The sequence below is a fragment of the Pseudomonas sp. W3I7 genome (assembly GCF_030816095.1).
GTDB classification, from domain to species: domain Bacteria; phylum Pseudomonadota; class Gammaproteobacteria; order Pseudomonadales; family Pseudomonadaceae; genus Aquipseudomonas; species Aquipseudomonas salomonii.
Window position 1 is genome coordinate 757839 of record NZ_JAUSXP010000001.1, and the last position, 13499, is coordinate 771337.

At 55.0% G+C, this 13499-nt stretch carries 11 protein-coding genes and 2 rRNA genes; 9 read left to right on the forward strand and 4 right to left on the reverse strand.

Features of this window, described 5'->3' with window-relative positions:
• Nucleotides 1–213 precede the first annotated feature (213 nt).
• Both QF043_RS03600 and QF043_RS03605 read left to right on the forward strand, forming a co-directional pair.
• Nucleotides 214–876, forward strand: a complete 663-nt coding sequence (locus QF043_RS03600) for a response regulator (RefSeq protein WP_307417540.1) — start codon at nt 214–216, stop codon at nt 874–876.
• Complete coding sequence (locus tag QF043_RS03605) at nt 873–2255, forward strand: ATP-binding protein (protein ID WP_307417541.1); 1383 nt, start codon at nt 873–875, stop codon at nt 2253–2255. The genes QF043_RS03600 and QF043_RS03605 overlap by 4 nt, the downstream gene beginning before the upstream one ends.
• Here the strand turns inward: QF043_RS03605 and QF043_RS03610 are convergent.
• From QF043_RS03610 to QF043_RS03620, 3 genes are read right to left on the reverse strand one after another with little or no spacing between them, the layout of a single operon-like run.
• Nucleotides 2212–2682, reverse strand: a complete 471-nt coding sequence (locus QF043_RS03610) for a hypothetical protein (protein WP_307417542.1) — start codon at nt 2680–2682, stop codon at nt 2212–2214. The genes QF043_RS03605 and QF043_RS03610 overlap by 44 nt on opposite strands.
• Before the next feature lie 4 nt (nt 2683–2686).
• Nucleotides 2687–2974 carry a colicin E3-like toxin immunity protein gene (locus tag QF043_RS03615; protein ID WP_307417543.1) on the reverse strand — a complete coding sequence of 96 codons (288 nt, stop codon included), beginning with the start codon at nt 2972–2974 and terminating at the stop codon, nt 2687–2689.
• A 16-nt stretch (nt 2975–2990) separates the two neighbouring features.
• On the reverse strand, nt 2991–4154 hold the full coding sequence (locus tag QF043_RS03620; RefSeq protein WP_307417544.1) for an S-type pyocin domain-containing protein: 1164 nt from the start codon (nt 4152–4154) through the stop codon (nt 2991–2993).
• Between the two features lie 193 nt (nt 4155–4347).
• Here QF043_RS03620 and QF043_RS03625 point away from each other — a divergent pair, with 193 nt between their 5' ends.
• From QF043_RS03625 to QF043_RS03645, 5 genes are all read left to right on the forward strand, one after another.
• The gene (locus QF043_RS03625; protein ID WP_307417546.1) at nt 4348–4818 is read left to right on the forward strand and encodes a helix-turn-helix domain-containing protein; all 471 of its coding nucleotides are present in this window, start codon (nt 4348–4350) and stop codon (nt 4816–4818) included.
• Nucleotides 4815–5390: a PIN domain-containing protein gene (locus tag QF043_RS03630; RefSeq protein ID WP_307417547.1), complete on the forward strand. Its 576-nt coding sequence runs from the start codon at nt 4815–4817 to the stop codon at nt 5388–5390. Before QF043_RS03625 ends, QF043_RS03630 begins: the two co-directional genes overlap by 4 nt.
• A 473-nt stretch (nt 5391–5863) precedes the next feature.
• On the forward strand, nt 5864–6172 hold the full coding sequence (locus QF043_RS03635; protein ID WP_307417548.1) for a DUF3077 domain-containing protein: 309 nt from the start codon (nt 5864–5866) through the stop codon (nt 6170–6172).
• Nucleotides 6173–6498: 326 nt separating this feature from the next.
• Nucleotides 6499–7134: a LysE family translocator gene (locus QF043_RS03640; RefSeq protein ID WP_307417549.1), complete on the forward strand. Its 636-nt coding sequence runs from the start codon at nt 6499–6501 to the stop codon at nt 7132–7134.
• A 222-nt stretch (nt 7135–7356) separates the two neighbouring features.
• Nucleotides 7357–7566 (forward strand): glutathione binding-like protein, encoded by a 210-nt coding sequence (locus tag QF043_RS03645; RefSeq protein WP_307417550.1) that lies wholly within the window; start codon nt 7357–7359, stop codon nt 7564–7566.
• Nucleotides 7567–7765: 199 nt separating this feature from the next.
• Here the strand turns inward: QF043_RS03645 and QF043_RS03650 are convergent, their stop codons facing one another.
• Complete coding sequence (locus QF043_RS03650; protein ID WP_307417551.1) at nt 7766–8095, reverse strand: hypothetical protein; 330 nt, start codon at nt 8093–8095, stop codon at nt 7766–7768.
• Between the two features lie 650 nt (nt 8096–8745).
• Between QF043_RS03650 and QF043_RS03655 the strand changes: the two genes are divergently transcribed.
• Both QF043_RS03655 and QF043_RS03660 read left to right on the forward strand, forming a co-directional pair.
• Nucleotides 8746–10282, forward strand: a 16S ribosomal RNA gene (locus QF043_RS03655).
• Between the two features lie 278 nt (nt 10283–10560).
• Nucleotides 10561–13452 (forward strand): 23S ribosomal RNA (locus QF043_RS03660).
• Together the 16S and 23S rRNA genes form the textbook arrangement of a ribosomal RNA operon.
• The last annotated feature ends 47 nt before the right edge of the window (nt 13453–13499 follow it).

The window sequence follows — 13499 nt, forward strand, 5'->3', positions numbered from 1 at the left end:
CCTGTGAGAAGAAAGGATGACTGCGCACGTTCACCCGGCAGGCGCTTCCTGCGGCCGGTGAGCATGCATAACGACAGGTAGTCCCGTACCTGCCGGCACAGTGCAAAACCAACCTTAGTGCAACCTTAGTTGGCAACGCGCCGTAACATCTTTCCCCGGTTAACCCGTACTGGAACCCGGCATGATTCCGCCGTTTCCTACAGAGATTTCGCTATGCGCTTGCTCCTCGTCGAAGATGACCGTGCCCTCGGCCAGGGCATTCGCGTGGCGTTGGGCGCCGAAGGCTACACCCTGGATTGGCTGCAAGATGGCCTCAGCGCCTTGCACGCCCTGCGCACCGAAAGCTTCGACCTGCTGCTGCTCGACCTCGGCTTGCCGCGCCTCGATGGGCTCGACCTGTTGCAGCAACTGCGCGCCGGGCAATACGACCTGCCGGTGCTGGTCCTCACTGCCCGCGATGGCACCGCCGAACGCATCGCCGGCCTGGATGCCGGCGCTGACGACTACCTGATCAAACCCTTCGACGTCGAAGAACTCAAAGCCCGCGTGCGCGCCCTGTTGCGCCGCAGCCAGGGCCGCGCCCAACCGATGCTTGAACACGCCGGCATCAGCCTCGACCCGGCCACCCAGCAAGTGCACTATCAGGGCGATGAAATCATCGTCACCCCGATGGAATACCAACTGCTGCACCAGTTGATGGTGCGCCCTGGCAAAGTGGTGACCCGCGAGCGGTTGTCGCGTGCTTTGTATGGTTGGCAGGACCGGGTTGAGAGCAATACGCTGGAAGTGTTGATCCATAACCTGCGCAAGAAGTTATCCACAGAGCTGATCCGCACCGTGCGTGGCGTCGGCTATGTGCTGGCGCTCAAACCATGAATTCGGTCCGCGCACGTATTCTTATTCCGGTGCTGGTATTGATCCTGCTCGGCGACGGCCTGATCAGCTGGCTGGTGCTGCGCGACAGCCACCACGAAATCGAAGAAGTCTACGACGCCCAACTCGCCCAAAGTGCCCGCCTGCTGCAAGGCGTACTGCGCCAGCGCGATCCTGGCGACGCAGACTGGGGCCGCCTGTATGAGGCGTTCGACCAGGCCATGAGCCGCGTGGGCGAGGAGGGCGTGGCCCATCCTTACGAGACCCGGCTGACCTTCCAGGTCTGGCGCCGCGACGGGCAACTGCTCATGCGGTCTGCCGAAGCACCGGTCCTCACAGCACCGCCCACCACACTCGGCGCCCATGACCTGATGGACAGCGGCAACGACTGGTGCGCCTTCCTCCTGGCTGACGCGCAACAAGGTCTGCTGATTTGGGTGGGCGAGCGTGACGACATTCGCCAGAGCGTGATCGAGCGCATCGTGCGCCACACGCTCTGGCCCAGCGTGATTGGCGTGCCGCTGCTGACCGTGCTGATCTGGCTGGCCATCGGCTGGGGGCTCACGCCCTTGCGCACCATGGCCCGCAAGCTGCGTGGGCGTAACACCAACGCCCTGCAACCGCTGAACGTGAACCCACTGCCGAGCGAACTGGAGCCGATGCAAACCGCGCTCAACCGGCTGCTGATGCAGATGGACGACCTGCTGGAGCGTGAACGCCGCTTCATCGCCGACGCCGCCCATGAACTGCGCACGCCGTTGGCGATACTGCGCATTCACGCGCAAAACGCGCAAAACGCTGCGACTGAAGAACAACGGCGCGAGGCCCTGGACTTTTTGGTTAACGGCGTAGACCGCGCCACGCGAATTGGCAGCCAACTGCTGACCATGGCCCGCATCGAGCCACAACTGAGCAACCCCGTGCGCAAGCCCGTGCAACTGACGGAACTGGTGCGCGAAGAACTCGCCGAACTCACCCCGCTGGCCATGGAGAAAGGCGTGGAGCTGGTGCTGGAAGGCGATGAGGAATGCTGGGTGCAGACCGAGCCGGTGGCGTTGGCGATTGCACTGCAAAATCTGGTCACCAATGCACTTAACTTTTCGCCGGTGGGTGGCGAGGTGCGGGTGGTGATCGGCGCGCAGGGTTTGAGCGTGGAAGACCAAGGGCCGGGGATTGATGAGGCGCAGATGGGGCGCTTGTTTGAGCGGTTTTACAGCCGGGATAACGCCAATGGCGCGGGGTTGGGGTTGGCGATTGTGGAGATGATTGTGGGGAAGATTGGCAGTACGTTGAGCCTGCGAAATTTGGAGCAGGGCGGCTTGTGTGCGCAACTGAACTTCACGGCTTGCATGCAAGCGCCTGCGGGAATACCACACCGTTGAACGTGTGGGTGCAGCAGTCACAACTGGGCTTCATCTGTTCGGGCGTCAATTGGGGGTTAACCTTTTGCAGGAGGCCTGCCTCGTCGACCCACAAGCCACTGTAATAGCTGGACTCCCCTATTCGCACGTATTCGTCTTTGTCATTTTCATGCAGCGCAACCATCCAGAACACGGGCTCCGGGCGATCCAGGCGAGCGTTGGCTTCGCTGAACACTTTGTCCCATGGCTGACCGACTTTGGATAAGAGAAACCGAAATAGCGGCGTGTAATCGAAGCCGTGTCGTTGATGGCTATGCATTGAGCTGCGGGTGGACAGTGAGCGCTTTGCGCTTTTGGTATGCCGTTCATAGCGATAAGCGAAACAGCTACCGTGGCGCACGCCGTGGGTCCGGGTGTTGACTGAGCGGTAGAGGAGGGTTTTTTTCATTACCTCAGATTTCCTTCTGGGGATGCTTTGTAGATGGCGGCCAAGCGCCTTGGTATTGGAATGAAATTTGATAGTCGAATCGGTTGGGCTCTATCACATGCTGGAAGAGGGGTTGGAGAATAGTTATCCAGCTTGGGAGAACGTTGTAAACGTCTGCATATACTGCGCTTTCCTCGCTCAAACCGAGTGCTTCAAAAGAACGGTCTACATCGACGATATCCGCTGAGTACTCGTCCGCTTTCAAGTCGTCGCTGTGTTTTTCGTACCAGCGCAATCTGATTTTCATAACCATTTTTTTGCACTCCTCTTTATCTGTAGATTCGACGTTTTGGGTCCGCCGGTCCGCGACGTTCGGCGGTATAAGGATCAAATGCGCCGAGGTGTTCCAAATCACTCTTTCGATAGACTTCCAGCTCACCTTTCTTGGCGTCCCATTCAAGTACCTTCCTCCTTTTTGCATCGATCCACCGCTCACGTAAGCCAGCCCCGCCTAGTCGTGATGTCACCGGCCTTTGGGGGATCAACCCTGGGAAGCCAGTTATATCTTCGGTTTTTGGTGCTGGAAAGTAATCATGGTCCGGATTTCTCAGACCTTTGCGTGGCTCATTGACCACCACATACAGCGGCCGAACCCCCGACTCCACCGGGAACACCAGAATAAAATCCCGGTACTCTGGCGGATAAATCGGGTTTACTAGAATCTGCGCCGCCTTCTCCGTCGGCGGATAGATCCAGATCACCGGCGCTTGCGGCGCAGCCTCCAAGGCGGGAATCCCCAGCGTGTCGCCCGGATCAACCGCAGGCGTCCAGATCAGCTCCACGCCCTCACCCAAATCCGCCACAAACTGATCGCCACGGCTTTGGAACTGCACCACATCGATCATCTGCCAATCGGGGTTGTTGCCCGTGTAAAACCCATAGCCCTTGAGTGTGCCGTCCTCACGCTGCTCGACATGCAAACGCATCTGCGACCGTGCCCGTTGCAGCGAACGTAATTGCTCCTCGCTGTAGAGCGCGCTATCGCCCAGCTCCGATGGCCACAACAACGCGACCAACCCAGTCAGCAGCCCACCGGCGACAGTGCCAACAGCAGTCGCTGCCGACTCCATTGCCGCCGAACGCAACGCCAATTGCCCCAAGCCGACAGGCAGGGCACTGCCACTGATCTTGCGCAAGGCAACCGCGCCACGGCTGTCTACCTCGTGGCCACCCAACAGGCTGAAATGGCCGTAGTCCTTGATCAACTCCAGCGGTACGTAACCGGTGGGGTCGTTGTAGCGAATGATGCCGTTGGGCAGTTGGCAGGGTTTTGTGAAGACGCAGCCGGGCGGTTTGGCGAGTGTTGGCGCTGGGGTGGGAGGCGGCTCAAATAAATCAATCGGCGGTGAATAAGGCGCGCGCTTAGGCTGCGGTGTCAGGATCCGCCGTTTGAGTTGTTCTTCTTCGGTAATGGGGTACGAGCGTTCTGACATGACTGGCTCACTTCCTTGTGCGAGGGAGTGAGCCTATGAGCTGGGATCAGATGCTTATGTCGGCTTCGTTCGATGGTTGGTGTGGGAAAAGGAGACTGGCGTCTGGTTAGCCAGGACTGTTTCGATTATTGCGATTTTCGTTTGTTTCGTTTAGCTTGGATTCAACCGAATTGCGTAACACCGGAGCTGCATCATGATCACCAATCAACTCCCCAAAACGATCCTGCCGCTGGAAAAGGAAGTCGAAGCCGCCGTGCAAGGCCAGCGAGAACTGGCATCTTTACTTTCGACCAAATTTGAAACCCAGCGCATCGACATCTTCGACAAAGAAGACAAACCCCACACACTTGTACTCCCGACCTCAGCCCTGCGCCTGTTGGTCGATATCCTGGGCGAATTGGCTATCGGTAACGCCGTCAAGGTCGTGCCGGTGCATGCCGAATTGACCTCTCAGGAGGCTGCCGACCTGCTCAACGTCTCGCGCCCGCACCTGGTCAAGATGCTGGAGGATGGCGCCATTCCTTTTACAAAAACGGGTCGGCATCGGCGAATCCGATTTTCGGATCTGATGGCGTTCAAGCAGCGCCGTGACGAAGAAAGCCAAGAGGCAATGGAAGCGCTGGCGCAACAAGCTCAGGCGTTGGGAATGGGGTATGACGGATGAGGTGTTCGCCGTTTACCGCGGTATACGATGCGTGTGTTCTCTACCCGGCGGCACTCCGGGATTTGCTGATGTGGCTTGGTTTGTCGGGACTGTATCGAGCTCGATGGACGAGCCAGATCCATGAGGAGTGGAAGCGCAACGTTCTCAAAAACCGACCGGATCTTACGGCTGAGCAAGTCAATTGCACGTCGGCGCTGATGGATAAAGCGATACCCGATGCATTGGTGACGGGGTACGAGGATCTGTGTTCGAGTTTGGATTTGCCTGATCCTGATGATCGTCATGTGCTGGCGGCGGCGATTCGGAGTAAGGCTGAAGTTATCGTGACCTTCAATTTGAAGGATTTCCCGGCGCATATCCTGGCTGCCTATGACATTGAGCCTATGCATCCGGATGACTTTATTTCGGATCTGTGGGATTTGGATCAGGCGGCGGTGTTGGGGGCGGCGCAGAAGCAAAGGCGGACGTTGACGCGGCCGCCGATGGAGGCTGGGAGTTATCTTGAGATGTTGATGCGCCAGGGGTTGGTGCAGACGAGTAAGGCGCTTGGGCCATATGGGGTGATGTTGTAGATTCGAATGCTCGGGCCAATTTGCTGGGCATCACTCTGGTTGGCTTGCTTATCTTTGGCCTCCTCGAAAGAATAGGCATTTACCCCGTACCAGCCTCATGACATTTTTCGTCACAAGGCTCGGCTTTGATCATCTGGTTTTTAAAGCTAAGTTCTCGCTCGTCGCTGCGAATCAGCGACCGGGCCTGGAAACCCGTGGGTATAGGCGCATAGGCGCCACCATTTATCACGACCGCTGGTGCCATTTTTGTGCCAGCATATGCGTGTTATGGCGGCTGTGCGTGGGAGACTTTCGAGTCTGCCGGGTTTGCCTATTCCCCCGGTTTCCAGCCTGCGCACAGCTGCCACCCATTCGCCTGGAAACGAATGGGGCAGCTCTCTATAAAGAATGGGAGCTATACCAATGATCATTTCTGAAAGGTTTTATCCTTGTAATACTGCAACCCACACCACCGCACAGCCCGGAGGTGCCCAATGATCAATCCACCTCTCAACAAAACCCTCGGCATCATCGCCTTCTCCACCTGCGGCAAACAGCCCAACCTGCACCGTCTATTCCGCGTCAATGCCGGCGTGCCCATTCGTGATGCCCTGGAGCATGCGTCCGAGTTGCTGCACTGCTCCAAAATGCTCGCATTGGATGCGGCCATGGACAAAGACGCGGACCGTTATGCCTGGGCGGCGCATTATTTGGGGGAGATGGCGAAGGCGGTGGTGGATGATTTGGCGAATGGGATGTTGCCCAATGGGGTGATGGAGGAGGGGGAGGCTGTTTCGGTGTAAACGGGTGGTTTGAGGGTTTGGCGGCTGGCGTCATCGCAGGCAAGCCAGCTCCCACATTGGTTGGTGTATATCTGTTGAAGCAGTGCTGGCAGTAAAAAAGACCTTGGGACGCCAGGGTCTTTTTTTGCCTGCAGAGTTCAGATTCCCGATCAAGCGTGCAGGATATTTCCACCGAGTACGCGACGATATTTTTGTACGGCAGCAGGCGAAGTCGATCATGTACCTCTACGTGTGGTGTATGACGTTTTGCTCGCGGATCTGTATCTAACGCCCTGCTTTTCAACGCTCTACCATGACACCCAGCACAATAATGCAGGAGCGACACCATGCCCGAACTGTCCAGCTGGCTTGCTTATGGCCTGATCTCCCTCGGCATGGTGCTGACGCCTGGGCCGAACATGATTTACCTCATTTCCCGCTCGATCTGCCAGGGGCGCACGGCCGGGTTGATTTCCCTCGGTGGCGTTGCCTCGGGTTTCCTTGTTTATATGTTCTGCGCGGCGCTGGGGATTACCGCCTTGGTGATGGCGGTGCCTTTCGCCTACGACGCGCTACGGCTCGGTGGCGCGATGTACCTGGTGTACCTGGCCTGGCAGGCGGTTAAGCCGGGTGGCCGGTCGCCGTTTCAAGTCCGGGACTTGCCCCAGGACAGCCCGCGCAAGTTGTTCATGATGGGCTTGGTGACCAACCTGCTGAACCCCAAAGTGGCGGTGATGTATTTGTCGTTGTTGCCGCAGTTCATTGAGCCAAATGGGCATGGCAGTGTGCTGATGCAATCACTGATCCTGGGCTTTACGCAGATTGCCATCAGCGTGAGCGTCAATGCGGTGATTGCAATGATGGCGGGCTCCATCGCCGTGTTCTTCGTCACCCGTCCAGGCTGGCAGGCGGTTCAGCGTTGGGTGATGGGTTCGGTGCTGATGGGCTTGGCTGTGCGGATGGCGGTTGAAGGGCGGCGGTAAGAGGGTGGTTGCAACGTTGTAGTCAGGGGTGGTTAACAGGAGGTTGCATGCTTGAAGTGTGGGGGCGACGTTCGTCATTCAATGTTCAGAAGGTCATGTGGCTTATAGGTGAGTTAGGTCTGGCCCACCGCCATATTCCCGCGGGCGGCGTTGCGGGACCCGCAAGTTATCGAAAAAAGTATCAGCCTTTGCGCTCAATATTTTGAGTTACTTGACCAGGTCTTGAGCGAGCAGCCCTTTCTGGGTGGGGAACGTTTGTCGTTGGCAGACATTACTGTTGGCACACATCTGTACCGTTACTTCTCTTTAGCTATTTCCCGTCCACTCATTCCTCACGTTGAGGCGTGGTATCAAAGACTCCGGGAGCGTGAAGCTTATCGCGAGCACGTCATGATCCCTTTCGAAGAGCTTTTCGGTCGGTTGGATTATTAGCCGAGGGGATCAGAAGGGGCGTTGAAACTTCTATTCTTGAAAAGCTGTTGCTCAGCGAGCCATGCCGGCGCCGTTAATCTGGTTGGCGCTGGGATGCCAGCGATTGACCTGGCTGTTTCGCACGCCCGTGGTCTGGCGATGTCTGGACGCTGGCGTCGCCGTATTGATGGTGTACCTGGCCGGTATGTTGATCACCGACTCACTGGATGTCTTTCAGATAGTCCTTGAGGGTAATCAGCGGGGCACTTAGCTCATCAAGACCGCTCGCCTGCTGCACATCCTTGAACAGTTTGAGTAGCTCACGGCCCAGTACGGTGTCGGCGCCGCCTAGCGCATTCAAGGCCTGGGCAATGCACTCACTGAGCTTGCGTTGAATCGTCGCCAAATCCCCCTGGCGCACCAACAACCCAAACACTTCGCGCTCATACCCATCCATCACCAGGTCATCGCGCAGCAACGGGCTCGCGCCGTCCGTCTCATGCACCAGCTTGAGAGCAAAAAGCGCAACAGCTTCCAGCGTCGATTCCATGGTTCCGTTTCCTCGTTGTATGCGTTCGCCTGCCTATACTCACTTTTCTGCAGGCGAAAAAAAAGCCCTTGAATTTCAAGGGCTTTCTTTCGAACCTGTGTAAAGCGGGTGAGAGCCGGTTTGATAGTCAGGGGCTGAAGGGGCATTGCGCGCCTAAGCAAATGGAAGGTCTGCTGATTCGCCGGCCTTTCCTCGCCGCCGATTGCAAACCGTAACGCCTGGGCGGGGTAGCGTGTTTGGCATTAGCCGCGCTGTCAGGCGATCGAGCACTCTATATAGCTGCAACCTTGGCGCTGTGAACTAATCGAAAAGAATTTCAGGAAGGGGGTTGACCACATATTTGAATACTGTACTATTCGCCTCCCGCTGACGAGCAGCTTGAAGCCGGTTCTGGTTCAAGTAGTTGATTTTGTTAAAGAAATCGCTTGACAGTAAATGAGGCTGCTGTAGAATGCGCGCCTCGGTTGAGACGAAAGATCTTAACCAACCGCTCTTTAACAACTGAATCAAGCAATTCGTGTGGGTGCTTGTGGAGTCAGACTGATAGTCAACAAGATTATCAGCATCACAAGTTACTCCGCGAGAAATCAAAGATGTAACCAACGATTGCTGAGCCAAGTTTAGGGTTTCTTAAAAACCCAAAGATGTTTGAACTGAAGAGTTTGATCATGGCTCAGATTGAACGCTGGCGGCAGGCCTAACACATGCAAGTCGAGCGGTAGAGAGAAGCTTGCTTCTCTTGAGAGCGGCGGACGGGTGAGTAAAGCCTAGGAATCTGCCTGGTAGTGGGGGATAACGTTCGGAAACGGACGCTAATACCGCATACGTCCTACGGGAGAAAGCAGGGGACCTTCGGGCCTTGCGCTATCAGATGAGCCTAGGTCGGATTAGCTAGTTGGTGAGGTAATGGCTCACCAAGGCGACGATCCGTAACTGGTCTGAGAGGATGATCAGTCACACTGGAACTGAGACACGGTCCAGACTCCTACGGGAGGCAGCAGTGGGGAATATTGGACAATGGGCGAAAGCCTGATCCAGCCATGCCGCGTGTGTGAAGAAGGTCTTCGGATTGTAAAGCACTTTAAGTTGGGAGGAAGGGCATTAACCTAATACGTTAGTGTTTTGACGTTACCGACAGAATAAGCACCGGCTAACTCTGTGCCAGCAGCCGCGGTAATACAGAGGGTGCAAGCGTTAATCGGAATTACTGGGCGTAAAGCGCGCGTAGGTGGTTTGTTAAGTTGGATGTGAAATCCCCGGGCTCAACCTGGGAACTGCATTCAAAACTGACTGACTAGAGTATGGTAGAGGGTGGTGGAATTTCCTGTGTAGCGGTGAAATGCGTAGATATAGGAAGGAACACCAGTGGCGAAGGCGACCACCTGGACTAATACTGACACTGAGGTGCGAAAGCGTGGGGAGCAAACAGGATTAGATACCCTGGTAGTCCACGCCGTAAACGATGTCAACTAGCCGTTGGAAGCCTTGAGCTTTTAGTGGCGCAGCTAACGCATTAAGTTGACCGCCTGGGGAGTACGGCCGCAAGGTTAAAACTCAAATGAATTGACGGGGGCCCGCACAAGCGGTGGAGCATGTGGTTTAATTCGAAGCAACGCGAAGAACCTTACCAGGCCTTGACATCCAATGAACTTTCTAGAGATAGATTGGTGCCTTCGGGAACATTGAGACAGGTGCTGCATGGCTGTCGTCAGCTCGTGTCGTGAGATGTTGGGTTAAGTCCCGTAACGAGCGCAACCCTTGTCCTTAGTTACCAGCACGTTATGGTGGGCACTCTAAGGAGACTGCCGGTGACAAACCGGAGGAAGGTGGGGATGACGTCAAGTCATCATGGCCCTTACGGCCTGGGCTACACACGTGCTACAATGGTCGGTACAGAGGGTTGCCAAGCCGCGAGGTGGAGCTAATCCCACAAAACCGATCGTAGTCCGGATCGCAGTCTGCAACTCGACTGCGTGAAGTCGGAATCGCTAGTAATCGCGAATCAGAATGTCGCGGTGAATACGTTCCCGGGCCTTGTACACACCGCCCGTCACACCATGGGAGTGGGTTGCACCAGAAGTAGCTAGTCTAACCCTCGGGAGGACGGTTACCACGGTGTGATTCATGACTGGGGTGAAGTCGTAACAAGGTAGCCGTAGGGGAACCTGCGGCTGGATCACCTCCTTAATCGACGACATCAGCTGCTCCATAAGTTCCCACACGAATTGCTTGATTCATGCGTTTGTCAAAGTACAGAGCTAACTATTCGACTCGAATAATTAGCTCTGATCTTTTTCAGAACCGTTCTTTAAAAATTTGGGTATGTGATAGAAAGATAGACTGAACGTTACTTTCACTGGTAACGGATCAGGCTAAGGTAAAATTTGTGAGTTCTCTTAATTGAGAAATTCGAATTTTCGGCGAATGTTGTCTTCACAGTATAACCAGATTGCTTGGGGTTATATGGTCAAGTGAAGAAGCGCATACGGTGGATGCCTTGGCAGTCAGAGGCGATGAAAGACGTGGTAGCCTGCGAAAAGCTTCGGGGAGTCGGCAAACAGACTTTGATCCGGAGATGTCTGAATGGGGGAACCCAGCCATCATAAGATGGTTATCTTACGCTGAATACATAGGCGTAAGAGGCGAACCAGGGGAACTGAAACATCTAAGTACCCTGAGGAAAAGAAATCAACCGAGATTCCCTTAGTAGTGGCGAGCGAACGGGGACTAGCCCTTAAGTGGCTTTGAGATTAGCGGAACGCTCTGGAAAGTGCGGCCATAGTGGGTGATAGCCCTGTACGCGAAAATCTCTTAGTCATGAAATCGAGTAGGACGGAGCACGAGAAACTTTGTCTGAATATGGGGGGACCATCCTCCAAGGCTAAATACTACTGACTGACCGATAGTGAACTAGTACCGTGAGGGAAAGGCGAAAAGAACCCCGGAGAGGGGAGTGAAATAGATCCTGAAACCGTATGCGTACAAGCAGTGGGAGCCCACTTTGTTGGGTGACTGCGTACCTTTTGTATAATGGGTCAGCGACTTATTTTCAGTGGCGAGCTTAACCGAATAGGGGAGGCGTAGCGAAAGCGAGTCTTAATAGGGCGTCTAGTCGCTGGGAATAGACCCGAAACCGGGCGATCTATCCATGGGCAGGTTGAAGGTTGGGTAACACTAACTGGAGGACCGAACCGACTACCGTTGAAAAGTTAGCGGATGACCTGTGGATCGGAGTGAAAGGCTAATCAAGCTCGGAGATAGCTGGTTCTCCTCGAAAGCTATTTAGGTAGCGCCTCATGTATCACTGTAGGGGGTAGAGCACTGTTTCGGCTAGGGGGTCATCCCGACTTACCAAACCGATGCAAACTCCGAATACCTACAAGTGCCGAGCATGGGAGACACACGGCGGGTGCTAACGTCCGTCGTGAAAAGGGAAACAACCCAGACCGTCAGCTAAGGTCCCAAAGTTATGGTTAAGTGGGAAACGATGTGGGAAGGCTTAGACAGCTAGGAGGTTGGCTTAGAAGCAGCCACCCTTTAAAGAAAGCGTAATAGCTCACTAGTCGAGTCGGCCTGCGCGGAAGATGTAACGGGGCTCAAACCATACACCGAAGCTACGGGTATCACGTAAGTGATGCGGTAGAGGAGCGTTCTGTAAGCCTGTGAAGGTGAGTTGAGAAGCTTGCTGGAGGTATCAGAAGTGCGAATGCTGACATGAGTAACGACAATGGGTGTGAAAAACACCCACGCCGAAAGACCAAGGTTTCCTGCGCAACGTTAATCGACGCAGGGTTAGTCGGTCCCTAAGGCGAGGCTGAAAAGCGTAGTCGATGGAAAACAGGTTAATATTCCTGTACTTCTGGTTATTGCGATGGAGGGACGGAGAAGGCTAGGCCAGCTTGGCGTTGGTTGTCCAAGTTTAAGGTGGTAGGCTGAGATCTTAGGTAAATCCGGGATCTTAAGGCCGAGAGCTGATGACGAGTTAACTTTTAGTTAACGAAGTGGTTGATGCCATGCTTCCAAGAAAAGCTTCTAAGCTTCAGGTAACCAGGAACCGTACCCCAAACCGACACAGGTGGTTGGGTAGAGAATACCAAGGCGCTTGAGAGAACTCGGGTGAAGGAACTAGGCAAAATGGCACCGTAACTTCGGGAGAAGGTGCGCCGGTGAGGGTGAAGGACTTGCTCCGTAAGCTCATGCCGGTCGAAGATACCAGGCCGCTGCGACTGTTTATTAAAAACACAGCACTCTGCAAACACGAAAGTGGACGTATAGGGTGTGACGCCTGCCCGGTGCCGGAAGGTTAATTGATGGGGTTAGCTAACGCGAAGCTCTTGATCGAAGCCCCGGTAAACGGCGGCCGTAACTATAACGGTCCTAAGGTAGCGAAATTCCTTGTCGGGTAAGTTCCGACCTGCACGAATGGCGTAACGATGGCGGCGCTGTCTCCACCCGAGACTCAGTGAAATTGAAATCGCTGTGAAGATGCAGTGTATCCGCGGCTAGACGGAAAGACCCCGTGAACCTTTACTATAGCTTTGCACTGGACTTTGAATTTGCTTGTGTAGGATAGGTGGGAGGCTTTGAAGCGTGGACGCCAGTCTGCGTGGAGCCAACCTTGAAATACCACCCTGGCAACTTTGAGGTTCTAACTCAGGTCCGTTATCCGGATCGAGGACAGTGTATGGTGGGTAGTTTGACTGGGGCGGTCTCCTCCTAAAGAGTAACGGAGGAGTACGAAGGTGCGCTCAGACCGGTCGGAAATCGGTCGTAGAGTATAAAGGCAAAAGCGCGCTTGACTGCGAGACAGACACGTCGAGCAGGTACGAAAGTAGGTCTTAGTGATCCGGTGGTTCTGTATGGAAGGGCCATCGCTCAACGGATAAAAGGTACTCCGGGGATAACAGGCTGATACCGCCCAAGAGTTCATATCGACGGCGGTGTTTGGCACCTCGATGTCGGCTCATCACATCCTGGGGCTGAAGCCGGTCCCAAGGGTATGGCTGTTCGCCATTTAAAGTGGTACGCGAGCTGGGTTTAGAACGTCGTGAGACAGTTCGGTCCCTATCTGCCGTGGACGTTTGAGATTTGAGAGGGGCTGCTCCTAGTACGAGAGGACCGGAGTGGACGAACCTCTGGTGTTCCGGTTGTCACGCCAGTGGCATTGCCGGGTAGCTATGTTCGGAATAGATAACCGCTGAAAGCATCTAAGCGGGAAACTAGCCTCAAGATGAGATCTCACTGGGACCTTGAGTCCCCTGAAGGGCCGTCGAAGACTACGACGTTGATAGGTTGGGTGTGTAAGCGCTGTGAGGCGTTGAGCTAACCAATACTAATTGCCCGTGAGGCTTGACCATATAACACCCAAGCAATTTGAGTCGACTCTCTAATAAAGAGCATCAGA